Source organism: Cryobacterium sp. MDB1-18-1 (assembly GCF_004402735.1).
In the GTDB taxonomy this organism is placed as follows: Bacteria; Actinomycetota; Actinomycetes; order Actinomycetales; family Microbacteriaceae; genus Cryobacterium; species Cryobacterium glucosi.
In genome coordinates this window covers 1-24291 of the sequence record NZ_SOFR01000016.1, presented here as the reverse complement: position 1 = coordinate 24291, position 24291 = coordinate 1, and the positions used below count along the sequence as shown (strand labels likewise).

Sequence of the window (24291 nt, the reverse complement as noted above, 5' to 3'; positions counted from 1 at the left end):
CACACATGTCCGCACGCGCCGTTACCGACGCGACTTTCGACCAGGAAGTCATCAACAACGAGAAGACCGTCCTCGTGGACTTCTGGGCGGAATGGTGTGGCCCCTGCCGCGCCGTCAGCCCCATCCTGGACCAGATCGCCGCAGAGCACGCCGACAAGCTCGACATCGTCAAGCTCAACGTCGACGACTTCCCCGCCCTCGCCGCGAAATACCAGATCACGTCGATCCCGGCCATGAAGGTGTTCCAGAAGGGCGAGGTCGTCAAGACCGTCATCGGCGCCAAGCCGAAGGTCGTCCTCGTTTCCGACCTGGCCGCATACCTGGCCTAGAGGCCCTCTCCCCGCTTCGGTCGGTTTCACGTGAAACACCGGACGTAGAGATGAACGAAGCCCGCCCGGCACCGTCGGGCGGGCTTCGTCGTATCCGGGTGGGCCTACGATTGAACCCTCACCAGAACGGATGTGACGTGACTGCACAGGGCTCTTCCCAGGCCGGTAACAACCTCGACCCGTGGTACCACCACTACGCCGAGCGAGCCGCCGGGCTGCGGGCCTCCGAGGTGCGGGCCCTCTTCGCCGTCGCCTCCCGCCCCGAGGTCGTCTCACTGGCCGGGGGAATGCCGTTCGTGGCAGCGCTGCCCCCGGACCTCGTGGTCAACGCCATGGAGCGGGTCATGCGTGAGCAGGGTCCCGTCGCCCTGCAATACGGCTCCGGCCAGGGAGTACCCGCTCTCCGCGAACAGATCCTCGAGGTCATGGCCCTCGAAGGCATCCGCGCCCATGCCGACGATGTCGTCGTGACCACCGGCTCGCAGCACGCCCTCGAACTCGTCAGCAAACTCTTTCTCGATCCCGGTGACGTTGTGATCTCCGAGGGACCGAGTTACGTGACTGCCATGGTCATCTTCAAGTCGTACCAGGCCGAGGTCGACCATGTTCCCATGGACGAACACGGTCTCATCCCTGAAGCCCTGCGTGAGCACATCCAGCAGCTCCGTGTTGCAGGCAAGACCATCAAGTTCCTGTACACGATCCCGAACTTCCACAACCCGGCCGGGGTCACGCTGAGCTGGGAACGGCGTATCGAAATTCTCGAGATCTGCCGCGCCAACAACATCCTCGTCCTCGAAGACAACCCGTACGGCCTGCTCTACTTCGACAAGCCGGCACCGGATGCGATGCGCTCCCTCGAACAGGACGGCGTCGTCTACCTCGGCACCTTCTCCAAAACCCTCGCTCCGGGTTTCCGGGTGGGTTGGGCCCTCGCACCCCACGCGATCAGGGAAAAGCTGGTGCTCGCGAACGAGGCCGCCGTTCTGTCGCCGAGCTCGTTCAGCCAACTCGTGATCTCGGAGTACCTGGCCACTGCCGATTGGAAGGGCCAGATCAACACCTTCCGAGGCGTGTACCACGAGCGCAAGGACGCCCTGCTGAATGCACTGGACGAGTACCTGCCCGAACTCACCTGGACGAATCCCAATGGGGGATTCTATGTCTGGGTCACCCTGCCGCAGCTGCTCAATTCCAAGGCGATGCTCCCGCGCGCCGTCAAGGAGCTCGTCGCGTACACGCCGGGAACCGCTTTCTTCGCCGACGGCGACGGCCAGCAGAACATCCGCCTGTCGTTCTGCTATCCCACCCCTGCCGAGATCCGGGTCGGCGTCCGTCGACTCGCGACCGTCGTCCGCGATGAGCTCGACCTTCTCGAAACGTTCGCCGGAACCGGCTCGCTCGATCCGCTCCGCACACCCGGTCGCTTCAACCCGCTGCCGACCGACATCTCCTAGCCCACGAACCACCCCAAGCGATTAGCAAGGAATCCCTGATCATGACCGATATTTCTCCCCTCGCGATCATCGTTCTCGCCGGCGGAATCTCGCATGAGCGCGATATCTCGCTCCGTTCGGGGCGTCGGGTCGCGGACGCGCTCACCGGCCTCGGCCACAAGGTCACCCTCCTCGACCCGCAGGCGGGGCTCCTGCTCGACCTCACCACCCGGGCCCCCGATGTCATCTTCCCGGTCGTGCACGGAGCCACCGGGGAAGACGGCGCGCTCCTCTCGCTCCTGGAGACGACGGGTATCCCCCACGTCGGCTCCCGCGGAGGTCCGGCGAGCCTCGCCTGGACGAAGCCCACGGCCAAGGAACTCGTCCGACGCGCCGGGTTCGCGACACCGAACTGGATTGCCCTCTCCAAAGAGACCTTCCGGGACCTCGGAGCGGCGAGCGTTCTCGAGCATCTCCTGACGGCACTTCCCACTCCCCTTGTCGTGAAGCCATCCCAGGGTGGATCCGCGCAGGGTGTCACCATCGTCGAGACCGCGGCCGAGCTTCCGCGGGCCATGGTCGAGGCCTACACCTACAACTCGGTGGCCCTCGTCGAAGAAAAGGTACGCGGCACCGAACTCGCCGTCACGGTCATCGACTCCGGACTCGGTCCGGTCGCCCTCCCCGCCGTCGAGATCGTGCCCGTCAATGGTGTCTACAGCTTCGAGGCCCGCTACAACGCCGGCGAGACCCTCTTCTACGCACCAGCGCGCATCACCGCGGACATCGCCACTCTCGTCACCCAGACGGCTGTCGATATTCACACACTGCTCGGACTCCGCCACATCTCCCGGATCGACCTGATCGTCGACGAAGACGGCGTTGTCTGGTTCCTCGAAGCCAACGTGCTCCCCGGGCTCACGGAAACCTCCCTGGTCCCCCAGTCCATCGAAGCGTCGGGTGCGACGCTCGGCGACGTCTACGAGTCACTCGCGCGAGCCGCGGTCGCGACCGTCGACTGACTTCGATCCGACAAGATCGTCCATTTCTCCCGAAAATCAGCCCCTTTGGGGCGCGAATCGGACATTCCCGGAGCGCCGGAATCGGCTTAGGATGCCTTCTGAAGACCTGAAATCACGCAGAACCGGCGTTCCCACTCGTCTTTCCTGACAACGTTTCACGTGAAACACTCGCGCCAGAAATGACGGGAGGCAGAAAATCCGCGCAAGAGCACGTTTCACGCGAAACATGCGCTACATTCTGCACACCCCACAGGCACGCTGGTGATTCACCCTGCACGGCGGTGGCCCCTAGAGACACCGGTTACATAGAGAATGGCTTGAGTCTAACGCTATGTTTCACGTGAAACATACCTGGGGTTCGCGTCTCGTGACACCGTATCACGTGAAACATGCGCAGAACGTCGCGTCGACCAGGCGCCCCGGTGATGAAGCGCGCCAATTGCGTTATTTCGTACCAAGCACTCCGCGAGTGAATCGGCTCACCTGACGCGTGTGCGTGCGTGATGTTTCACGTGAAACACCGCAGGGGAGCAGGCCTGTTCGACCGAGGGATCTAATTCGACCCGAAGCCGGGCTCTCCCAGAACCGCAAGAATCCGGTTCAGGTCGCCGATCGTGGCAAAATCGATATTGATCTGTCCCTTACGCGCGCCCAGGTTGATCTTCACCCGGGTGTCCAGGCGATCGCCAAGGTGTGAAGCGATCTCGTCGAGGTGACCCTGGCGTTTGCCTGCCGATGGTCGAGGCGCCTGCGCCTTCGGCACTGCCGTCGCCGCGGCTTCCGCCGCCCGCACAGAGAGGTCCTCGTTGACGATCTTGTCGGCGAGACGAAGCATCCCTTCCGGATCGCCCACGGAGAGGATCGCACGGGCGTGACCGGCGGACAGGACACCCGCGGCGACCCGTACCTGGACGGCTTCCGGAAGCTTCAGGAGACGGATCGTGTTGGTGATTTGTGGCCTTGACCGGCCAATTCGCTGTGCGAGCTCGTCCTGGGTGATTCCAAAGTCCGCGAGCAGCTGCTGGTACGCCGACGCCTCTTCGAGCGGATTGAGCTGGGCACGATGCAGGTTCTCGAGCAGTGCGTCGCGGAGCATGTCGATGTCCGCGGTCTCCCGGACAACGGCGGGGATGGAATCGAGGCCCGCTTCCTTGGTCGCCCGCAACCGACGCTCGCCCATGACGAGTTCGTATTTTCCGGGCTGATCGGGGAGGGGCCGCACCACGATCGGCTGCAGCACACCGACCTCGCGAATGCTGTGCACGAGTTCCGCAAGATCGGATTCGTCGAACACGCTGCGGGGCTGCACGGCATTCGGGACGATATCGAACGGATTGAGGTGCGCGAGCCGGGCACCGGGAACCGGTACGAGGACGGGCGCATCCGCATCCGCCGGCTCGACGACAGCAGAACCGCCCTCGACCAGGCCGTCCTCTGCGGGAGCACCCGAGTCCGGCACCGCGGTGAGTCCGACAGCGTCGATCCCGGCCTTGTCACCCGCCGCCGCGAGTGCGGCTGCCGCGCTCGCCTTCGCCGCCGGGGAGTACGGGAAGAACACGTCCACGGGACGGGCGAGGGTCGGGTCGTCCTGAATCGGAATCAGGGCGCCGATACCGCGGCCGAGGCCTGTTCTCTTCGCCATTACTGTCGTTCTCCTGTCTGGGGGGCACCGCGTCTGGCGATTTCCGCTGCTGCTTCAAGGTAGGAGAGCGATCCTGCCGAGTTCAGGTCGTAACTGATCACGCTCTGACCGTAGCTCGGCGCCTCAGAAACCCGCACAGAGCGCGGAATGAGGGTACTCAACACCTGGTCGGGGAAGTGATCGCGCACGTCCTGCGCCACCTGGTTGGCCAAGTTGGTGCGGCTGTCGTACATCGTCAGCAGAATGGTCGATACCGTGAGTTCGGGGTTCAGGTGCTTCTCGATCAGTTCGATGTTCTTGAGCAGCTGGCTCAGGCCTTCGAGCGCGTAGTACTCGCACTGAATCGGGATGAGGACCTCTTTCGCGGCGACGAAGGCGTTGATCGTCAGGAGCCCGAGGGATGGGGGACAGTCGATGAACACATAGTCGTAGGGATCCGTCATTGCGGAGAGGTGCACGGTGAGGGCACGACTCAGCCGCTGTTCGCGGGCGACGAGGGAGACGAGCTCGATCTCGGCTCCCGCGAGGTGGATCGTCGCCGGTACGCAGAAGAGCGAACCGAATTCGGGGCTGCTCTGCACAACGGAGGCGAGTTCTACGTCGTTGATGATCACGTCATAGACGCTCGGGGTGTCCGCGCGGTGTTCGACGCCGAGCGCTGTCGAGGCATTTCCCTGCGGATCGAGGTCGATCACAAGTACCCGGGCACCCTGCCGGGCCAGGGCCGCTGCCAGGTTCACGGCGGTCGTGGTCTTGCCAACGCCGCCCTTCTGGTTGGACACCGTGATGATCCGGGTGCGGTCGGGCTTGGGCAGCTTCTCCGCTGCGATCACCTGACGCCTGCGCGTGAGCTCGGTGATTTCCCTGGCGAGGGGAGTGCTGCTGTCAAAACCGCGTGCGGCCGTGGTGTCGTGCTGTTCCTGGCCGGGTTGTTTCACGTGAAACCTTTACGTTCGACGGTTGAAGAGCCATCCGAGGGTGATGCACGATCCGTGTTCGCGTGTGCGAAACGCCAATCGGGGACTAATCAACTGTAGCCCTTATGACTCGCGTCACGTCCTGCAGCACGCCCTCACCGAGGGTGATCACCTCGACATTGCTGAGGTGGAAGCGACGAATCTCCTTCGCAGCCGCCGAAATTTCGCCCTGCGCACCAGCGCCCTTCATGAGCACGAGCTCGCCCCCTGCCCTGAGGAGCGGCGCCGTCAGGGGAATCAGTGTTCGGAAAGCGCTTACTGCGCGCGCGGTGACCTGGTCGAGCGGATGCGGAAGGTGCAGGTCCTCAGCACGGGCGCGCGTCACGGTCGTGTTGGTCAAACCGAGCTCCGCAACCTGCTCGGTCAGCCAAGCCACCCGGCGCTCCATCGGTTCGATCAGCACGAAGTCGACGTCGGGCCGAATGATCGCGAGCACGAGTCCGGGCAGTCCGGCGCCGGACCCGACGTCGCCGACCAGTCCGGGCCGGAGCAGCGGGGCCATGATCGCACAGTTCAGGATGTGCCGGCTCCAGAGCCGGGGCAACTCGAGCGGGCCGATCAGGCCGCGCTCCTCGCCCTGCGTCGCGAGGTTGGCCGCGAAGGCCCGTGCGACGTCGATGCGGTCCCCGAAGAGCCCGGCCGTGACGACCGGTTCGATCTCGAGCGTGTCGTTCACGGGTTCCACGTGAAACTACGCCGCGGTGATGACCGTGTGACGGTCGCGGCCTTCGCCCGTCGACTCCGACACGTAACCGTGCTCGGAGACGAGGTCGTGCACGAGCTTGCGCTCATAGGACGACATCGGCGGCAGGGAGGCTTCCGTCGCGCCTGCGGCGATGCGCTCGATCGCCCGGGTCACGAGGACGCCGAGCTCCGCCTGGCGGGCCTCACGGGAGCCGCCGATGTCGAGGATCAACCGGGAGAACGACCCGGTCTTGTTCTGCACCGCGAGGCGGGTCAGTTCCTGCAGGGCGTTCACGGTGTCCGGGCGGGAGAGCAGGCGCAGGCTTCCGGCATCCGTCGAATTGACCGACACGTAGGCGCGGCCGTTGCGGGCATCGATGTCGATGTCCCCGTCGAGGTCGCAGATGTCGAGGAATTCCTCGATGTAGTCCGCGGCGACGTCGCCCTCCTTCTCGAGCTGATCGAGGGTGGGGGAGTCGTCTTCCGCGGGGGAATCCGCGGCGATCACGTCGGTGTTCTCAGTCACGATGTCCGTCTCTTCTGTGTTCTGCTCAGTCGTTCTGTTCAGGCCCTTCGGCCTGTTCAGTCGCTTCGGACCAGTCTATTTCTTCGGGCCGGTCTGCTTCTTGGCGCGGGACTTGCCGACGGGCTGCTGACGCTGCGGCTGCTGCTTCTTCGGCTCTTCGACCACGATGATGTCGCCATCCTTCGCGATGAGCTTTCCCTTGCGCGCGAGACGCTCCTCGCGGGCCTTGGCCGCTTCACTGCCCGGTGTCGGCATGTTGCGGATGACCAGGAACTGCTGGGCCATGGTCCAGATGTTCGAGGTCAGCCAGTAGAACATGACGCCGAGCGGGAAGGCGATACCGGAGAAGGCGAAGACGAGCGGGAGTAAATACAACATCATGCGCTGCTGCTTGAACATCGGGCTCGCCTTGGTTTCCGGCGACATGTTCTTGGAGACGATCTGCAGCTGCGTGATGAACTGCGAAGCAGTCATCAGGACGACCATGGTCGCCGCGATGAGCATCACGGCGAGGTTGTACGGGCTGCCGGCCACGAGCAGCGCCCACTGCGTGGAGAACGATTCGTGCAGCGGTGCAACCCCGAACAAGGTCGCACTCCCGAAGCTCTCCGCAAGCTGGGAGTTGAGCGGACCGACGCCGGCCTTGGCGTGCTGCGCGTCGTTGAGGACGGAGAAGAGCGCGAAGAAGATCGGCATCTGCAGCAGGAGGGGAAGGCACGAGCTCAGCGGGTTCGTGCCCGTGCGCTTGTACAGTTCCATGGTCTCGCGGGACATTGCCTCGCGGGAGAACTGGTCCTTCTTACCCTTGTACTTGTCCTGGATCTTCTTGAGCTGGGGAGCGACCTCGAGCATCTTGCGCTGGCTGCGAATCTGCCGTACAAAGATGGGGATGAGCGCGGCGCGCACGACGAGCACGAGTCCCACGATCGCGAGCACCCAGGTGATGCCATCGTTGTAGCCGAGGCCAACGGTCGTGAACAACCAGTGGAAGGCGACGAGCAGGAGCTCGACAGCCCATTTCAAAGGCCAGAGAATCGTACCTAGGAGGTCCATACTTTGGGTCAGCCCTTTCCGTGGCTCACTGGGACTACAAATCCAAACGACGTCACGGCGTAGCGACGCTTGCGCTTCAGCGGAACGTCATCGACTCCGCCTTCGGCCCACGGATGACACCGGGCCAGCCGGCGTGCAGCCAGACCGGATCCGATTACAAGGCCATGTTCCTGAACGGCGCCGAGTGCGTACGCCGAACAAGAGGGATAGTACCTGCAAACGTCGCCATACAGCGGTGAGATCACCGCGCGGTAGACGCGCAGGAGCACAACCCCCAGATTGCGTGGGAGCAGAAGGACCCACGCCAACACCGTCTTCACGAGGTCGACCATCGCGGGCTACTCATCGGGAGGGCAGTCGTTCCGGCCGGCGATGGCCGGATCCGGTCGTGCCCGCCGCAATTCGGCGCTGGAAACTCAGGAGGGCCTGGCTGACTTCGGCCTGCAAAACCGGCCACTCCACTTCGTGCGCCGCAGGAAGTGCGCGAATGACGACATCCGTGCCCGGGTTCACCGTAGGGAGCAGACCGAAGCACGCCGCCTTCAGGCGACGTCGCATTCGGTTGCGCCGGACGGCGTTCCCCACGTTTTTGGCGACGATGAAACCAAACCGAGGGGGTAAGCCCTCGGAATTGTCACGCAGGTACGTCACGAAGTGCGGACCAACAACACGCACGCCACGGCGAACGACCATCTTGTAGTCGTTGCCGCTCGTGATGCGATTGGTCCCCGCGAGCACGTGAGTGCTTAGGCGGAAAGCTCGGTGCGACCCTTGCGACGGCGGGCACCGAGGATCGCGCGGCCGGCACGGGTACGCATGCGAAGACGGAAGCCGTGCACCTTGGCGCGACGACGGTTGTTCGGCTGGAAAGTTCTCTTGCTCATTGTGTGGTCTCCACGTATTGAATCTCCGCAGGCCAAAAAATGTAGAACGGCCGGGAAAGAGTGAGGTAGCCCGCGGTCTGGGGTCAACTGATTAAAACTACGGCCTCAATCGGTGCTGGTCAAACCCGACGGCGGTAAACGGCAGATTCTGCAGATGTTTTCTCGGTTTCCGGTCAACGACACGTACCGAATCCACAACAGAGTTGGCCGCCGCGGCAGACATTGACTACCGTGAGGACAAGTTATCCACAGGCAGCCCGCAATGCCTGTAAAACACAGCCCGAATTGCGCACAGGCGGTGGATAACCTTGTGGATGCTTTTGCTGAGGCCGTCGATTCGGCCCACACTGGTGTCGACTCTTCCGGCAGTTCCGGGTGCATTCAAGAAATCATCGACAGTACCGACACGCAGTTTCAACACACAGCGTTTCACCAGACAGTATCGACAGAGGGAACAATGGCAGCCGAAGAACAACCGATCGCGGACACCTGGCGGGCAGTGCTCACCAGCCTCGAATCGGATGACACCATCACCCCGATGCTCTACGGCTTCCTGAACCTGGTCGAACCCAAGGGCATCGCGGCCGGCACGTTCTATCTCGAAGTACCGAACGAGTTCACCGCGAGCATGCTGAACCAGCGGATGCGGGTGCCGCTGCTCGCCGCGATGGGTCAACTGTCCGAGGCGAGCGCGGTCTCGACCTTCTACGTCGTCGTTAATCCCGAACTCGAGCAGGAGTCGCTCCGTCCGGTCCAGGAGTCCGCACTGCCCAGGGACGTCGAGACACCCGCGACGCCCCAATCGGTTTTCGAGAGCGCGCCGCCCGTCGAGAGCCCGCACGACACCCGGCTCAATTCCAAGTACAGCTTCGACAACTTCGTGATCGGGCAGTCGAACCGGTTCGCGCACGCCGCCGCGGTCGCCGTTGCCGAGGCACCGGCCAAGGCGTACAACCCCCTCTTCGTCTACGGCTCCTCCGGATTGGGAAAGACCCACCTGCTCCACGCCATCGGCCACTACGCCATGAGCCTCTATCCCGGCATCCGAGTGCGTTATGTCAGTTCAGAAGAGTTCACCAACGACTTCATCAACTCGATCGCCAACAACCGCGGCTCGGCATTCCAGTCCCGGTATCGCAATATCGACATCCTGATGATCGACGACATCCAGTTCCTGCAGGGCAAGGCGGAGACCCAAGAGGCGTTCTTCCACACCTTCAACACCCTGCACGACCACAACAAGCAGGTCGTCATCACGAGCGACCTGCCGCCGAAGGCCCTGACCGGTTTCGAAGACCGCATGAGGTCCCGTTTCGAGTGGGGCCTCATCACGGATGTCCAGGCCCCCGACCTCGAGACCCGCATCGCCATCCTGCGCAAGAAGGCCCAGAGCGAGAAGCTCCAGGTTCCCCACGACATCCTCGAATTCATGGCGTCCAAGGTCTCATCCAACATCCGCGAGCTCGAGGGAACCCTGATCAGGGTCACGGCCTTCGCGAGCCTCAACCGAACGCCCGTCGACATGGACCTCGTCCAGACGGTGCTCAAGGACCTGATCACCCTCGACGAAGACAACGTCATCGCGCCGGTCGACATCATCACCAACACGGCGGACTACTTCAAGCTCACCGTCGAGGACCTCTATGGCTCCTCACGCTCCCAAGCCGTTGCCACGGCTCGCCAGATCGCGATGTACCTCTGCCGCGAGCTCACCAATCTCTCCCTCCCGAAGATCGGCCAGCTGTTCGGCAACCGGGACCATACGACGGTGATGTACGCGAACAAGAAGATCAGCGAACTCATGAAGGAACGCCGCTCGATCTACAACCAGGTCACGGAGCTCACCAACCGCATCAAACAGGACCACCGCTACAAATAAGCCGCAGAATCCCTCAGTTTTCACAGTTGTGGATAACCCTGTGGAAACTCGTCGAACAACTTGTCTGAATTTGTGGAAACTACCGTCCAGCTTGTGCAAACTCCGCTGGTGGCAAGGCTCGCCCTGAACCGGGGGACGATTAACGCTCACAGGCTGCCCACAAGTTACATGTTTGTAGTTCCCAGTGAATGAGCCGCATCCACAGAGTTATCCACAGTTTCCACAACGGTTAAGAAGATTAACAAAAACTTAAACTTCTCTCTGGCCGACAACCTTTCCTCCGACACCGGAGGAAACCGAGCGACGCCGGGGCCGTTGTGAGAACGACTACCATTGAGGCCAAACAGGTCTCCGACCGACAGGAGTGACTTCGTGAGATTTCAGGCCAACCGGGACGTTTTCAGCGAAGCCGTTTCTTTTGCTGTCAAACTCCTTCCCCAGCGCACCACGCTGCCCATTTTGAGCGGTGTGCTGATCGAAGCAACAGCGACCGGCTTGATCCTCTCGTCATTCGACTATGAGGTGTCCGCGCAAACCGAAATCGCCGCCGAGGTCGAAGAGACCGGACGGGTTCTCGTGTCCGGTCGCCTCCTCGCCGAGATCGCCAGCCGGATGCCGAACGCCCCCGTCACATTCGTGACCAAGGACTCCCGCATCACGGTCAGCTGTGGAACCGCGAGCTTCACGCTCCTGTCCATGCCTGTCGAGGAATATCCAAGCATCCCGGTCGTCAGCGGCCAGGCCGGCCTGGTTCCCGCCGAAGATTTCGCCGCTGCCGTCGCCCAGGTCGCCGTCGCCGCATCGCGTGACGACGTCACGCCGGTCATCACGGGTGTCCAGCTGCAGATTTCCGAAAACAGCCTGAGCCTCGTCGCGACAGACCGCTACCGTGTCGCCGTGCGAGAAATCGACTGGGACCCCGGAACGATGGTCGCGACAGACACCATCACCGCGCTCGTACCCGCACGTACCCTGCAGGAAGTCGGCAAGACCTTCGGACACAGCGGCACGATCTCCGTCGCGATCACCAACACCGACGATCGCGAACTGATCGCATTCACCGCCGACAAGAAGACCGTCACAAGCCTGTTGATCAAGGGCAACTACCCGCCGGTTCGCCGGCTGTTCCCCGACCAGGTCGACAACTACGCCGTGATGAATACCGCGGAACTGATCGAGGCCACCCGCCGTGTCGCTCTCGTGCTCGAACGCGAGGCTGCGCTGCGTTTCTCCTTCACGACCGAGGGACTCACGCTCGAAGCGGTCGGTTCCGAACAGGCACAGGCCAAGGAATCCGTCGATGCGATCCTGTCCGGCGTCGAAACCGTTGTTTCCCTCAAGCCGCAATTCCTGCTGGACGGCCTCACGGCCGTGCACTCGGAATTCGTGCGGATCTCCTTCACGAAGACGGAAAACCCGAACAAGCCGGGCCCTGTCCTGATCACGAGCCAGAGTTCGCGCGACCAGCCGGGAGCTGACAGCTACAAGTACCTGCTCCAGCCGAACCTGCTGTTGCGCTAAGAACTCCGGTGCGGGTAACTCACCTGTCCCTGACCGACTTCCGCAACTATGCGCAGGTCGAGGTTCCGTTCCAGCCGGGACCGAACCTCATCGTCGGGAGCAACGGCCAGGGGAAGACCAACCTGGTCGAGGCCCTCGGCTTCCTGAGCACACTGGGTTCGCACCGGGTGTCGACGACGGCCGCGATGATCAGGTCCGGCGAGGAATCCGCGATCATCCGGGCCAAACTCGAGTACAACGGCCGGGACCTCCTCGCCGAAGTGCAGATCAACCGCTCGGGACTGAACCGGGCGCAGATCAACCGTTCGGTGATCAAGACGAGGGAACTGCCGCGGTATTTCTCGAGCGTCCTGTTCGCTCCGGAAGACCTCGCGCTCGTCCGCGGCGACCCGTCTGGACGACGCCGTTTTCTCGACCAGCTGCTCGTCCTCCGGTCTCCGCGTCTCACCGGTGTGCTCGCCGACTACGACAGGGTGCTCCGGCAGCGCAATTCCCTGTTGAAATCGGCGAGGGCGTCCGGATTGCGCACAACCCAGCTCGGAACCCTCGAAGTGTGGGACGACCGTCTCGTGGAATTCGGTTCGGAGATCATCGACGAGCGGGCGAAGCTCGTCGAAGAGCTCGGCACACCCCTCCGCACTGCATATGAGGCCGTCGTCGGCGCCGATCACGGGCCGGCCCTGCTCGGCGCACTCAGTATCCTCGGACTGGATGACACCCTCGGCAGCGAGGAGGACACTCCCTCCGGAGCATCGGTCGGCACGAATGATGCCGGAGCGAAGGAGGCAGGGGCGACCGCCGACCTGTTCCGTGTGTCCCTGGCCGGTGTGCGCAGGAAGGAACTCGACCGCGGGATGACCCTCGTCGGACCGCATCGCGACGATGTGGTGTTCATGCTCAATGCCCTGCCGGCGCGTGGGTATGCGAGCCATGGCGAATCCTGGTCGTTCGCCCTCGCGCTCAAGCTCGCAGCCGCCGAACTCCTGCGCAGGGACTCCTCGAGTGGGGATCCTGTCCTCATCCTCGACGACGTCTTCGCCGAACTCGACCAATCGCGCCGCAGCCGCCTCGCAGCCGCGGTCCTGGGATTCGACCAGGTGCTCATCACGGCAGCCGTGTTCGAGGATGTCCCCAAGCAACTGGCCGCGCACACGATTCACATCCACGCCGGGGAGGTCATCGATGGCTGAGCAGAGCGAGGCAGCACGGGTCTACCTGCGCTTCAAGGACGTGTTCGGCGACCCGAACGCGAAGCGTGTCAGGGCGAGGCGCCGGGTGCGGGACGACACCGGCTCGAGTGTCCCGTTCGGCATCGGCCGCGATCCGCGTGGCCTCGGGGACACAATCGACTCCCTGACCCTGCAACTGGGCTGGAACTCACCCCTCGCGCAGTCGGAACTGCTCGCATCCTGGATCGAACTCGCCGGTGAGGAAACCTCGAAACACTCCACTCCCGCCGGCATCGACGAGGGCGTCCTGACCGTGCACTGCGAGTCGACGGCGTGGGCGACCCAGCTGCGCATGATGCGTGTCGAAATCATGACGCACATCTCCGTCCGGTATCCGGACGCGGGCATCCTGTCAATCCGTTTTCAGGGACCCAACGCTCCCTCCTGGAAAAAGGGTCCCAGATCAATTCCAGGGCGCGGTCCACGCGATACCTACGGCTAGGGAGCCAAAACAGGTCAACCGACTAGGCAAAACGCGTCAGATCCCCGTTTATGGCCGGGAGACCATGCCCTGTTTGGTAGACTCAAGGGTCGCCCGCGCGACGGTCAGGAGCTCCATAACAGATGTCAGTCGAACCATTGATCGAGCCGGAGCATGGATACGGCGCCGACGATATCCAGGTCCTCGAAGGACTTGAAGCCGTTCGGAAGCGCCCCGGTATGTATATCGGGTCGACCGGCCCCCGAGGTCTGCACCACCTGGTCTACGAGATTGTGGACAATTCGGTGGACGAGGCCCTCGCGGGACACTGCGACACGATCGGCATCGAGATCCTCGCCGACGGAGCCGTGCGCGTCGCCGACAACGGGCGAGGAATCCCCGTCGACATTCACAAGGCGGAGGGCCGTTCGACGGTCGAGGTCGTCCTGACCGTGCTCCACGCCGGTGGAAAGTTCGGCGGCGGCGGTTATTCAGTCTCCGGCGGCCTCCACGGCGTCGGCAGCTCCGTGGTCAACGCGCTGTCCTCCCGGCTCGACGTCGCGGTTCGTCGCCAGGGCCACGTGTGGCGGCAGAGTTTCCACGACGGTGTCCCCTTCGCCCCGCTGAGCCAGGACGAAGCCTCGGACGAGACCGGAACGACGATCACGTTCTGGCCGAGCGCCGAGACCTTCGAGACCACGGACTTCGACTTCGAAACCCTGCGGGCCCGTTTCCAGCAGATGGCGTTCCTTAATAAGGGGCTCACCATCACGCTCACCGACGAACGACCGGAGCACCTCGACGCAGAGGGCGCACCGATACACAAGACCTTCATGTACGAGAAGGGACTCGTCGACTATGTCGAGTATCTCAACCGTGCCAAGAAGGCCGAACTCGTCAACGAAGAGATCATCTCCTTCGAGTTCGAAGACCACGAACGCAAGATGGCGCTCGAAGTGGCCATGCAGTGGACCACCGCGTATACAGAGAGCGTCCACACCTACGCGAACACGATCAATACCCATGAGGGCGGCACCCACGAAGAGGGTTTCCGCGCAGCGCTCACGACCCTCGTCAACAAGTACGCGAGGGAAAAGGGCATCCTCAAGGAAAAGGACGACAACCTCACCGGCGACGATGTGCGTGAAGGCCTGACCGCCGTCGTGTCGATCAAACTCGCCGAACCGCAGTTCGAGGGCCAGACCAAGACGAAGCTCGGCAACACAGAGGCGAAGTCCTTCGTGCAGAAGGTCGCCAACGACCAGCTCTCCGACTGGTTCAACCGCAACCCGATCTCGGCCAAGGAGATCATCCGCAAGGCCCTCCAGGCCTCGAACGCCCGGATGGCGGCCCGCAAGGCGCGCGAAACCGCCCGACGCAAGGGCCTCCTCGAGGGCGGCGGCATGCCGGGCAAGCTCAAGGACTGCCAGAGCAAGGACCCGTCGCTCTCCGAGATCTTCATTGTCGAGGGTGACTCGGCCGGCGGCTCCGCCGTCCAGGGCCGGAACCCGGAATACCAGGCGATCCTGCCCCTCCGCGGGAAGATCCTGAACGTGGAGAAGGCCCGGCTCGACCGTGCCCTCGGCAACGCAGAAGTCCAGGCCATGATCACGGCGTTCGGCGCCGGCATGGGCGAGGAATTCAACCCGGACAAGGTGCGCTATCACAAGATCGTCCTGATGGCCGATGCGGATGTCGACGGCCAGCACATCACGACCCTCCTGCTGACCCTGTTGTTCCGGTACATGAGGCCGCTCATCGACCTCGGCTACGTGTACCTCGCGCAGCCGCCGCTGTACCGGCTCAAATGGACGAATGCCCCGCACGAATACGTCTACTCCGACAAGGAGCGCGACGCGCTGCTCGCCGACGGCGCTGCTGCGGGCAAGCGGATCCCCAAGGACAACGGCATCCAGCGCTACAAGGGCCTCGGCGAGATGGACTACAAGGAGCTGTGGGAAACCACGATGGCGCCTGAGACCCGCACGCTGCTCCAGGTCACGCTCGACGACGCAGCGGCTGCCGACGAGATTTTCTCCACACTGATGGGCGAGGACGTCGAGTCCCGCCGCAACTTCATCCAGAAGAACGCGAAGGACGTGCGTTTCCTTGACATCTGACGACACCACCAACAACACGACCAACGAAGAGACCGCAGCGGAGGCCGCCGCGAAGGCGGCTCATCTCGAGCAGCACGGCAAGATCGACCAGGTCGACCTGCAGCTCGAGATGCAGCGCTCCTACCTCGACTACGCCATGAGCGTCATCGTCGGGCGTGCGCTTCCCGACGTGCGTGACGGCATGAAGCCCGTGCACCGCCGCGTGATCTACGCCATGTTCGACGGCGGCTACCGCCCGGACAAGGCGTTCAGCAAGTGCGCGCGCGTCGTCGGCGACGTGATGGGTCAGTTCCACCCCCACGGTGACTCCTCCATCTACGACGCCCTCGTCCGGCTGGTGCAGCCCTGGAGCCTGCGGTACCCGCTCGCCCTTGGGCAGGGAAACTTCGGCTCCCCCGGAAACGACGGCGCTGCCGCCCCGCGGTACACCGAGACGAAGATGGCCCCGCTCGCCCTCGAAATGGTGCGCGACATCGACGAGGACACCGTCGACTTCCAGGACAACTACGACGGCCGCACGCTCGAACCCACCGTGCTCCCCTCGCGCTTCCCGAACCTTCTCGTCAACGGTTCGGTCGGCATCGCCGTCGGCATGGCCACCAACATCCCGCCGCACAACCTGCGCGAGGTATCCGCCGGCGCCCTCTGGTACCTGCAGAACCCGGACGCGACCCGCGAGGAGCTTCTGGAAGCCCTCATCCAGCGGATCAAGGGACCAGACTTCCCCACCGGCGCCCAGATCCTCGGGATCAAGGGCATCCAGGATGCCTATCGCACCGGTCGCGGGTCCATCACGATGCGGGCCGTCGTCAGCATCGAAGAGCTCCAGGGTCGCACCTGCCTCGTGATCACCGAGCTGCCGTACCAGGTCAACCCGGACAACCTCGCGATCAAGATCGCCGACCTCGTCAAGGACGGCAAGATCGGTGGCATCGCCGACATCCGCGATGAGACCTCCGGCCGCACCGGCCAGCGCCTCGTGATCGTGCTCAAACGCGACGCGGTCGCGAAGGTCGTCCTGAACAACCTCTACAAGCACACCCCGCTGCAGGAGAACTTCGGCGCGAACATGCTCGCGATCGTCGACGGGGTGCCGCGCACGCTTCCCCTCGACGGTTTCGTCTCCGCCTGGGTCGACCACCAGGTCGACGTCATCGTGCGGCGCACCCAGTTCCGGCTCAACAAGGCCGAAGCGGATGCGCACATCCTGCGCGGGTACCTCAAGGCCCTCGACGCCCTCGACGAGGTGATCGCGCTCATCCGCCGGTCTCCGACCGTCGACGACGCCCGCACCGGCCTGATGGACCTCCTGGACGTGGACAAGCTCCAGGCCGACGCCATCCTGACCATGCAGCTGCGACGCCTCGCGGCCCTGGAGCGTCAGAAGATCATCGACCAGGCCGCCGAACTCGAGCTGCAGATCGTCGAGTTCCAGTCGATCCTCGCGAGCCCGGAACGCCAGCGCACGATCATCAGCGATGAACTCACTGAGATCACCACGAAATTCGGCGACGACCGGCGGACCGAGATCATGTTCGGCTTCGACGGCGACATGTCGGTCGAGGACCTTATCCCCGAAGAGGAGATGGTGGTCACCGTCACGCGCGGCGGCTACATCAAGCGCACCCGCAGCGACAACTACCGCAACCAGCACCGCGGCGGCAAGGGCGTCAAGGGTGCCCAGCTACGCGCGGACGACGTCGTGGAGCACTTCTTCGTCACGACCACCCACCACTGGCTGCTGTTCTTCACGAACACCGGCCGGGTCTATCGCGCCAAGGCGTACGAGGCCCAGGAATCCGGTCGCGACGCCAAGGGCCAGCACGTTGCCAACCTGCTCGCACTGCAGCCGGGCGAGGAGATCGCGCAGATCCTCGACATCCGCGACTACGGGGCGGCCCAGTACCTCACGCTCGCCACTCGCGACGGCCTGATCAAGAAGACGGCCCTGAGCGAGTACGACACGAACCGTACCGGCGGAATCATCGCGATCAAGCTGCGCGAGGGCGACGAACTCGTCTCCGCGCTGCTCGTGGAGGAAGACTCGGACCTGCTGCTCGTGTCCAGGAAGGGAATGTCGATCCGGTTCACCGCGAGCGACGAAGCCCTCCGGCCGATGGGCCGCAGCACTTCCGGCGTGATCGGGATGCACTTCCGCGGGGATGACCGGCTGCTCGACGCATCCGTTGTCTCCGACGACGGCTACGTGTTCGTCGTGACGGAGGGCGGATACGCCAAGCGCACCGCGGCCGATCAGTACCGCCTGCAGAACCGTGGCGGACTCGGTATCAAGGTCGCGAAACTCAACGATGATCGCGGGGACCTCGTCGGGTCCCTTATCGTGGATGACGAGGACGAAGTACTCGTGGTCCTTGCCAGTGGCAAGGTGGTACGCTCTGACGTCGCAGAAGTCCCTGCCAAGGGACGGGACACGATGGGCGTCGTCTTCGCTAAGTTTGCGGAAGAAGACCGGATCATCGCCATTGCGAAGAACTCCGAACGTAACCTGATCGTCGAGGAAACTGCGGACGAGCCGGAGAGCGATTCGGGAGAGGAAGAACCGTTAGATGAGTAGTGTTGCTGAGAAACTTGCCAAGAAGTCCGGCCGGAGGCCCACTGTGACAACCAAGCAGGTGCGGCTCAAGCTGGTGTACATCGACTTCTGGTCGGCGGTGAAGCTGTCGTTCCTGATCGCCCTGTGCCTCGGCATCGTGACCATCGTCGCGACCTTCCTGATCTTCACGGTGCTCAACGGCACCGGGATCTTCGGCAAGATCGACGCGCTGTACGCCGATATCGCGGGGTCTTCCTCCGATCTGGCCAGCATCCTGTCCATCGGTAATGTCATGGGCTTCGCTGTCGTCGTGGCGGTGCTGAACACGGTCGTCATCACGGCCCTGGGTGCCGTCTACGCCGTGCTGTACAACCTGAGCGTGAAGATCACCGGCGGACTGCTCGTCGGCTTCACGAACAACTAGCTCGACCTTCTCCACCCGCTCCACCCGCGTCACCCGCTCCACCGCCTCCCAATCGGGCAGCATCCGAAACGAATCGGCTGCTCGATTGGGAGAAACCGGAGGTTTCCGGTAGTCTCAAATCTGCCCAATAAGGGGGATATAGCTCAGTTGGTTAGAGCGCTTCACTGATAATGAAGAGGTCCCAGGTTCAAATCCCGGTATCCCCACGCAGTTACAGTTTTATGCAGTCGCAGTTATAAGAAGTACCGGCCGTTCCGGCCATCACCCCCGTGAATGTACGGGGCCATAGCTCAATTGGTAGAGCGCCTGCTTTGCAAGCAGGAGGTCCGGGGTTCGATTCCCCGTGGCTCCACAATCTGCACGAGAATGAATCCTGCACGAGAATGACAGAAGGCCCGCATCCAGTGGATGCGGGCCTTCTTTGTGTCTCTGTCTGTCTGTTACGACTCGACGGACGATGCGTTCTTGGGCTCGTCGTCGGCGACCCAGAGCTCGTCATCGGCGCGGAACGTCTGCCAGACGGCGTATGCGACTCCTGCGGCGGCGGCCAGGGCGACACCGAGCGCGATGTATGCGCCGGCCCCCGGGCCCTTCTTCTCGATCACAACGGGCTGCTGGAAGTGCAGGCGGCTCAGGGCCGCACGAACGCGGGCATCCCTGGCGACGTCTCCGACGCTCATGACGGTGCCGATAGCAGTGCCGATGCCGGGAAGCACCTTCGTGACGACCTGGCTGCGCACATCCTCTGCGAGATCCTGCGTTGCCTGGATCTTCGGGCGTACCAACTGGTCGTAGCTGTCGCGGACACGGGGAACGACTTCCTCGCGGGTGAGCACCCCCGCCTGGTGTGCGGCATCACGTGCGAGCACGTTTGCCCGATCGAGAACCTCCTGCTGGTGGTTCCACAACTCGTCTGCGCTCTTGCGCAGCTTCGTAAGTTCCTTGCGGCGCTTGCGTGACAGGCTCATCTGGACCCTCCATCGATGTCATGTGGCGAACACCATCCATCTTGCCACGCAATACCGCAAGAGGGCTTCGGATGGCGTGGACGGTCAGGATCCGTCTTCGCGCCTGTGCAAGAATTGACCCCATGTCAAAGCACACCGCCGTCGCAACGCTCAATACATCGCTCGGACCGATCAAGGTCAACCTCTTCGGCAACCACGCGCCGAAGACGGTGAAGAACTTCGTGGGCCTCGCCACCGGCGAGATCGAATGGAAGCACCCCGGCACTGGCAAGGTCTCGAAGACTCCCCTCTATGACGGGACCGTCTTCCACCGCATCATCAAGGACTTCATGATCCAGGCCGGCGACCCGCTCGGCCAGGGCACCGGTGGCCCCGGCTTCCAGTTCGACGACGAGATCAGCCCCGACCTCGACTTCACCCAGCCGTACGTCTTCGCGATGGCCAACGCCGGCATCCAGGGCGGCCGCGGCACCAACGGGTCGCAGTTCTTCATCACTGTCGTCCCGACCACGTGGCTACAGGGCAAGCACACCATCTTCGGCGCCGTCGAGGACGAGGCCTCCCGTGCCATCGTCGCGAAGCTTGCCACCGTGCCGACCGATGGCCGTGACCGTCCCCTCACCGAGGTCGTCATCGAGTCCGTCACCGTCGAGCAGGTCTAGGCCCACTTCGAATGACTGACCTGCCCGGATCCGCAGCCAATTTCTGCTATCGGCATCCGGGCAGGCAAAGCTTCATCCTCTGTCAGCGCTGCGGCCGCACCATCTGCCCGGAGTGCCAGACACAGGCCGCCGTCGGCGTGATCTGCCCCGAGTGCATGAAGGAGCAGCGGCAGAACGCCCCGCGCACCCGCCCGGCCCTGCTGACACGCATCTCCTCGAGCCGTGGGCCGGTCGTCACGTACGGCATCATCGGGGTCACCTTCGCGGTGTTCCTGCTGCAGCTCGTCCCGGGATTCGACGTGACGAGCGCATTGCTCTATGCGGGCATCTACTCGTACCCCGGCAGTTTCGAGCCCTGGCGGATGCTCACCAGTGTCTTCGTCCACTCGACCGGCTTCATCTTCCACGTGCTTCTCAATATGTACACACTGTGGATATTCGGCCAGATCCTCGAGGGGATGCTCGGCCGCGGTCGATTCCTCGCCCTGTACCTGCTGAGCGGCCTCGCCGGTTCGCTCGGGGTGTTGTTCCTCGCTGGTCCGCTCACACCGGTCGTCGGGGCATCCGGTGCGATCTTCGGCCTGATGGGCGCGTTCCTGGTAATCCAGAGGCGCCTCGGAGGCAACTCGACACAATTGCTGATCCTGGTCGGAATCAACCTCGTGATCGGCTTCCTGCCGAACCTCAATGTTGCCTGGCAGGCGCATGTCGGCGGCCTGATCGGCGGTGCGATCCTCGGCCTGATCTACGTGCAGACTCGGCGCAGCAAGCACCAGTCGCTGCAGAACTGGCTTGTCGCGGCCTTCGCGATCGTGCTCGTCGCCCTGAGTTTCGTCAAGTTCCTGGGCTGAAAGTTATCCACAGGTCTGTCCACAACTGGGGATAATTACACCAGTGTAATTGACCCCCAAAAGGGGGGTAACCGAGAGGTTAACGCCAGCGGGTCGTCATCAGGAAGCCGACGAAGGCGATCCCGAATCCAACGAGGATGTTCCAGGAGCCGAGGCCGGCGATCGGCAGGGTGCCCTGGCTCACGTAGAAGACGATGATCCATGCCAGTCCGATGAGCATGAAGCCGAACATGACTGGTTTGAACCAGACGGCGTTCGGGGCGTCCTCGCCAGAGCGAACGACCTCGGTGCGGGCGGGCTTGGTGCGGGGATTCGTTCGTGCCATGCCTGCGATTCTAGCGCCATTGCCCATCAGGCGACCTCTCCAGGGCCTGCCGGCCACCACTGCCGATTAGAATCGGAACCATGTCCGACGCCACCCCGCCCGCTGCGCCAACGGAGAGTCGCCGCGAGCGGCGCGCTTCCCGGCGCCGCAGGCCGGTGAGTGTGATCGGTGTCATCGGTGAAGTGCTCATCACGGGTGGCGTTCTCGTTTTCCTCTTCATCGCCTGGCAACTGTGGTGGAACGACCTCGTCGTTGCGGGGGAACAGGCGAGTGCGGCCAACCAGATCAGCCAGCAGTGGATCGGCGACGCACAGGCGGCCAGCGCGACGCCAGCGCCGACCGCCACGAACACGCCGACGGCCGTTCCCGTCCAGACGCCGGGCTTCGGGACTCCCGTCGTCAGCGTCGCCCCGGGGGAGGCGCAGCCGTTCGCCGTGCTGTATGTGCCCCGCTATGGCGCCGCGTACTCGCGCACCATCGCTGAGGGCGTCGGCCACAACGTGCTCAACAGTCCACGCCTCGGCATCGGGCATTACCCCGGCACTCAGATGCCCGGCGAGGTCGGGAACTTCGTCGTGGCCGCTCACCGCAGCGCCAATGGCGGCGGCATGCACCTGATCAACGAGTTTCAGCTCGGCGATCCCATTTTCGTGCAGACGGCCGACGGCTACTACACGTACCGGTTCCGTGACCTGGAATACGTGCAACCGACCGACGTGGGCGTGCTCGCCGCAGTCCCGCATGCGCCGGGGGCCACCGCGACCGATCGCATCATCACCCTCACGAGTTGCAATCCGCTCTATTCGACGGCGGAACGCATCATCGCCTACGGCGTCTTCGATTCCTGGCAGCCGATCTCGGCCGGCCCGCCCGCGGAACTCGCCGCCATCATCGCAGCCCAGGCCGCGGGCTAGGAGGCTCATATGTACGCAGCACTGTGGCGGGTCCTCCCCGGCCCGCTCTGGCTCCGCATCCTCCAGGTGCTGGTGCTCATCGCCCTTGTCCTCTTCGTCCTCGCCACGTGGGTTTTCCCGTGGGTGGACACCATCGTCAACAGCCAGGAATCGACGGTCGGCACCCCATGACCCGCATACTCGTGATCGACAACTACGACAGCTTCGTCTACACGCTCAACGGCTACCTGATGGAGCTCGGAGCTGAGACCGAGGTCGTGCGAAACGACGCCTTTCCACCAGAGGACGCCGCAGCGCGCATCGCCGAATTCGACGGTGTGCTGCTCTCGCCGGGGCCGGGGAAGCCTGCGGACGCGGGCGTTTCCATCGCAGTCGTGCTGGCCGCGTTCGAGGCCGGCTCGCCGCTCTTCGGCGTGTGCCTGGGGCACCAGGCGATCGCGGAGGCCTTCGGGGCCACGGTGACGAACGCCGAGGAGCTCATGCACGGCAAGACGAGCCAGGTCACGCACGACGACAGCGCTTTCTACGCGGGCGTTCCGCAGCCCTTCACGGCGACCCGGTACCACTCGCTCGCCGTCGTCGATTCCACTGTTCCGAGCGACCTTGTGGTGACCTCGCGGACGGCCGGCGGGGTGATCATGGGGCTGCGGCACGCATCCGCTCCGATTCTCGGCGTGCAGTTCCACCCGGAATCGGTCCTGACCGAGGGCGGCTACCTCATGCTTGCCAACTGGCTGGCCCTCACCGGCCTGCCAGAGGCCCAGGAGACCGCGCGGGGACTCCACCCCATCCTCAAGCTCTCCTAGGGGTAGTCCGAGCGGCTGTGCTCCGACACGAGGGGCCGCGGTCGCTCCGTTGTGGTGTTCGGTTCAAAGCTTCAACGGTTCGACGCTGGGCGGTCGCGCCTGATCAGTCGCGGTTGGGTGGTCCGGTGAGGATCTGGTGGGCGCGGTGCCGGTTCGGTGGCCGCCAGAGCCGTTGCGGGTCGATCAACCCCGGGGCCCGCACTTGCGGTGACCCTTTCACCATCCGGATCTCCCACCCGGAGGTGTCGATGCTGTGGTGGTGGAACCAGCACAGTAGGACACCGTTGTCCACATTGGTCGGGCCGCCTGTGGCCCAGGGCTTCACGTGGTGTACTTCGGCCCAGTGGGCCGGCGCCTTGCAGCCGGGGATGATGCACCCGCCGTCCCGGGCGGTGATCGCCCGGCGTTGCGCCCGGTTGAAGTACCGCCGCTCCGGACCCAGCTTGAGCACCTCGTTGTGCTCGCCGAACAGGACGCCTTGGAAGCCGCCGTCACAGATGCGCTGGTGCACCGTTTTGAGCGACACCGGGGCTTCGACCCCGTCGATCCACCCGACCCCGACCCCGGAGGCGAGGTCCGCGGCGTTCACGTGCACCACTACCGTCGGCGCTGACCCGCCCATCGACGGGGTGTCCGTGTCGCGGGCGGCGTGTTCGAACAACGCCCGGAGGATGTCGGCGCGTTTCTCCCCACTCGTGCGGGTGTCGGCGCGCCGCTCCCGGAGCTCCGCTTCGATCACGTCCAGCTCCGAGCCCGTGTCCGTCTCGCCGTCCGCGGTCTCGGCGCCAGGAATCATCTGCCCCGAATCCATGAGGGCCTGCTCCTCCGCGGTGGGGAACGCGGGCCTCGCATGGAAGCTCAGGAAGGCGTCGAAGAGGGTGTTCATCACCCCGAACAGTTCCGGCGTCACCCCACCCTTCACCGGATACAAGCCGTTCTTGAGTTGTCCGAAGCCGATGTTCGATTTCGCCTCGAACAGGTCCTCGGTTGGGAGGACCCCGTCGGGGTCCAGGGCCGCCTGCCACTGAGCGACCATGCCCCGGATCAGGTCCGTCGTCACCGGG

General features: G+C 63.8%; 26 protein-coding genes and 2 tRNA genes. 17 read left to right on the top strand and 11 right to left on the bottom strand.

Annotated features, from left to right (window positions below; all coding sequences use genetic code 11):
- Window positions 1-5: 5 nt before the first annotated feature.
- The 3 genes from trxA (at window position 6) to E3O50_RS03755 (ending at window position 2787) form a co-directional block, all read left to right on the top strand.
- The gene (gene trxA / locus E3O50_RS03765; protein WP_134448545.1) at window positions 6-329 is read left to right on the top strand and encodes a thioredoxin; all 324 of its coding nucleotides are present in this window, start codon (window positions 6-8) and stop codon (window positions 327-329) included.
- A 137-nt stretch (window positions 330-466) separates the two neighbouring features.
- Window positions 467-1786 (top strand): PLP-dependent aminotransferase family protein, encoded by a 1320-nt coding sequence (locus E3O50_RS03760; RefSeq protein ID WP_134448547.1) that lies wholly within the window; start codon window positions 467-469, stop codon window positions 1784-1786.
- Window positions 1787-1827: 41 nt separating this feature from the next.
- Window positions 1828-2787, top strand: a complete 960-nt coding sequence (locus E3O50_RS03755) for a D-alanine--D-alanine ligase (RefSeq protein ID WP_134448549.1) — start codon at window positions 1828-1830, stop codon at window positions 2785-2787.
- A gap of 553 nt (window positions 2788-3340) precedes the next feature.
- Here the strand turns inward: E3O50_RS03755 and E3O50_RS03750 are convergent.
- The 8 genes from E3O50_RS03750 to rpmH form a co-directional block, all read right to left on the bottom strand.
- Window positions 3341-4429 carry a ParB/RepB/Spo0J family partition protein gene (locus tag E3O50_RS03750; RefSeq protein ID WP_134448551.1) on the bottom strand — a complete coding sequence of 363 codons (1089 nt, stop codon included), beginning with the start codon at window positions 4427-4429 and terminating at the stop codon, window positions 3341-3343.
- Window positions 4429-5367: a ParA family protein gene (locus E3O50_RS03745; RefSeq protein WP_134558123.1), complete on the bottom strand. Its 939-nt coding sequence runs from the start codon at window positions 5365-5367 to the stop codon at window positions 4429-4431. The genes E3O50_RS03750 and E3O50_RS03745 overlap by 1 nt, the downstream gene beginning before the upstream one ends.
- A gap of 85 nt (window positions 5368-5452) precedes the next feature.
- Window positions 5453-6091: a 16S rRNA (guanine(527)-N(7))-methyltransferase RsmG gene (gene rsmG, locus E3O50_RS03740; protein WP_241975188.1), complete on the bottom strand. Its 639-nt coding sequence runs from the start codon at window positions 6089-6091 to the stop codon at window positions 5453-5455.
- 6 nt (window positions 6092-6097) lie between these two features.
- Window positions 6098-6616 carry a R3H domain-containing nucleic acid-binding protein gene (locus E3O50_RS03735; RefSeq protein WP_134558121.1) on the bottom strand — a complete coding sequence of 173 codons (519 nt, stop codon included), beginning with the start codon at window positions 6614-6616 and terminating at the stop codon, window positions 6098-6100.
- A gap of 75 nt (window positions 6617-6691) precedes the next feature.
- Window positions 6692-7669 (bottom strand): membrane protein insertase YidC, encoded by a 978-nt coding sequence (gene yidC / locus E3O50_RS03730; protein ID WP_134448555.1) that lies wholly within the window; start codon window positions 7667-7669, stop codon window positions 6692-6694.
- A gap of 8 nt (window positions 7670-7677) precedes the next feature.
- Window positions 7678-8001, bottom strand: a complete 324-nt coding sequence (yidD, locus tag E3O50_RS03725; RefSeq protein WP_134558120.1) for a membrane protein insertion efficiency factor YidD — start codon at window positions 7999-8001, stop codon at window positions 7678-7680.
- Between the two features lie 10 nt (window positions 8002-8011).
- The gene (gene rnpA, locus E3O50_RS03720; protein ID WP_134448556.1) at window positions 8012-8407 is read right to left on the bottom strand and encodes a ribonuclease P protein component; all 396 of its coding nucleotides are present in this window, start codon (window positions 8405-8407) and stop codon (window positions 8012-8014) included.
- Between the two features lie 8 nt (window positions 8408-8415).
- Complete coding sequence (rpmH, locus tag E3O50_RS03715) at window positions 8416-8553, bottom strand: 50S ribosomal protein L34 (RefSeq protein ID WP_010204566.1); 138 nt, start codon at window positions 8551-8553, stop codon at window positions 8416-8418.
- Between the two features lie 457 nt (window positions 8554-9010).
- Here rpmH and dnaA point away from each other — a divergent pair, with 457 nt between their 5' ends.
- The 9 genes from dnaA to E3O50_RS03670 all read left to right on the top strand — a co-directional run bounded on the left by dnaA (window position 9011) and on the right by E3O50_RS03670 (window position 19053).
- Window positions 9011-10432, top strand: a complete 1422-nt coding sequence (gene dnaA / locus E3O50_RS03710) for a chromosomal replication initiator protein DnaA (protein WP_134448558.1) — start codon at window positions 9011-9013, stop codon at window positions 10430-10432.
- 372 nt (window positions 10433-10804) lie between these two features.
- Window positions 10805-11953 carry a DNA polymerase III subunit beta gene (gene dnaN / locus E3O50_RS03705; RefSeq protein ID WP_134448560.1) on the top strand — a complete coding sequence of 383 codons (1149 nt, stop codon included), beginning with the start codon at window positions 10805-10807 and terminating at the stop codon, window positions 11951-11953.
- A gap of 8 nt (window positions 11954-11961) precedes the next feature.
- On the top strand, window positions 11962-13143 hold the full coding sequence (gene recF / locus E3O50_RS03700) for a DNA replication/repair protein RecF (RefSeq protein WP_134558119.1): 1182 nt from the start codon (window positions 11962-11964) through the stop codon (window positions 13141-13143).
- Entirely contained in the window at window positions 13136-13624 is a 489-nt protein-coding gene (locus E3O50_RS03695) for a DciA family protein (RefSeq protein ID WP_134558118.1), read from the top strand. Before recF ends, E3O50_RS03695 begins: the two co-directional genes overlap by 8 nt.
- A 122-nt stretch (window positions 13625-13746) precedes the next feature.
- On the top strand, window positions 13747-15723 hold the full coding sequence (gene gyrB / locus E3O50_RS03690; RefSeq protein WP_134448566.1) for a DNA topoisomerase (ATP-hydrolyzing) subunit B: 1977 nt from the start codon (window positions 13747-13749) through the stop codon (window positions 15721-15723).
- An 82-nt stretch (window positions 15724-15805) separates the two neighbouring features.
- Window positions 15806-18298, top strand: a complete 2493-nt coding sequence (gyrA, locus tag E3O50_RS03685; RefSeq protein WP_241975201.1) for a DNA gyrase subunit A — start codon at window positions 15806-15808, stop codon at window positions 18296-18298.
- Window positions 18291-18701 carry a DUF3566 domain-containing protein gene (locus E3O50_RS03680; protein WP_134448568.1) on the top strand — a complete coding sequence of 137 codons (411 nt, stop codon included), beginning with the start codon at window positions 18291-18293 and terminating at the stop codon, window positions 18699-18701. Before gyrA ends, E3O50_RS03680 begins: the two co-directional genes overlap by 8 nt.
- A gap of 132 nt (window positions 18702-18833) precedes the next feature.
- Window positions 18834-18907, top strand: a tRNA-Ile gene (locus E3O50_RS03675).
- A gap of 73 nt (window positions 18908-18980) precedes the next feature.
- Window positions 18981-19053 (top strand) — tRNA-Ala (locus E3O50_RS03670).
- Window positions 19054-19141: 88 nt separating this feature from the next.
- On the opposite strand, the gene E3O50_RS03665 is transcribed toward E3O50_RS03670, so the two are convergent.
- Window positions 19142-19669 carry a hypothetical protein gene (locus E3O50_RS03665; RefSeq protein ID WP_134448570.1) on the bottom strand — a complete coding sequence of 176 codons (528 nt, stop codon included), beginning with the start codon at window positions 19667-19669 and terminating at the stop codon, window positions 19142-19144.
- 122 nt (window positions 19670-19791) lie between these two features.
- Between E3O50_RS03665 and E3O50_RS03660 the strand changes: the two genes are divergently transcribed.
- Both E3O50_RS03660 and E3O50_RS03655 read left to right on the top strand, forming a co-directional pair.
- The gene (locus tag E3O50_RS03660) at window positions 19792-20331 is read left to right on the top strand and encodes a peptidylprolyl isomerase (protein ID WP_134448572.1); all 540 of its coding nucleotides are present in this window, start codon (window positions 19792-19794) and stop codon (window positions 20329-20331) included.
- 11 nt (window positions 20332-20342) lie between these two features.
- Window positions 20343-21182 (top strand): rhomboid family intramembrane serine protease, encoded by an 840-nt coding sequence (locus E3O50_RS03655; RefSeq protein ID WP_134448574.1) that lies wholly within the window; start codon window positions 20343-20345, stop codon window positions 21180-21182.
- A gap of 79 nt (window positions 21183-21261) precedes the next feature.
- On the opposite strand, the gene E3O50_RS03650 is transcribed toward E3O50_RS03655, so the two are convergent.
- A complete protein-coding gene (locus E3O50_RS03650; protein WP_134448576.1) occupies window positions 21262-21507 on the bottom strand; it encodes a cell division protein CrgA in 246 nt (81 codons plus the stop codon).
- 80 nt (window positions 21508-21587) lie between these two features.
- On the opposite strand from E3O50_RS03650, the gene E3O50_RS03645 reads away from it, so the two are divergent.
- Genes E3O50_RS03645 through E3O50_RS03640 form a run of 3 tightly spaced genes read left to right on the top strand, consistent with a single transcriptional unit; the run spans window position 21588 to window position 23227 of the window.
- Window positions 21588-22421 carry a class E sortase gene (locus E3O50_RS03645; protein ID WP_241975187.1) on the top strand — a complete coding sequence of 278 codons (834 nt, stop codon included), beginning with the start codon at window positions 21588-21590 and terminating at the stop codon, window positions 22419-22421.
- Between the two features lie 9 nt (window positions 22422-22430).
- Entirely contained in the window at window positions 22431-22592 is a 162-nt protein-coding gene (locus E3O50_RS19055; RefSeq protein WP_166787341.1) for a hypothetical protein, read from the top strand.
- Window positions 22589-23227, top strand: coding sequence for a gamma-glutamyl-gamma-aminobutyrate hydrolase family protein (locus tag E3O50_RS03640; protein WP_134448578.1), 639 nt, complete (start codon window positions 22589-22591; stop codon window positions 23225-23227). Before E3O50_RS19055 ends, E3O50_RS03640 begins: the two co-directional genes overlap by 4 nt.
- Window positions 23228-23330: 103 nt before the next feature.
- Here E3O50_RS03640 and E3O50_RS03635 read toward each other — a convergent pair.
- Window positions 23331-24291 (bottom strand): HNH endonuclease signature motif containing protein (locus E3O50_RS03635; RefSeq protein ID WP_134558117.1); only part of this gene is annotated, 961 nt, incomplete at its 5' end.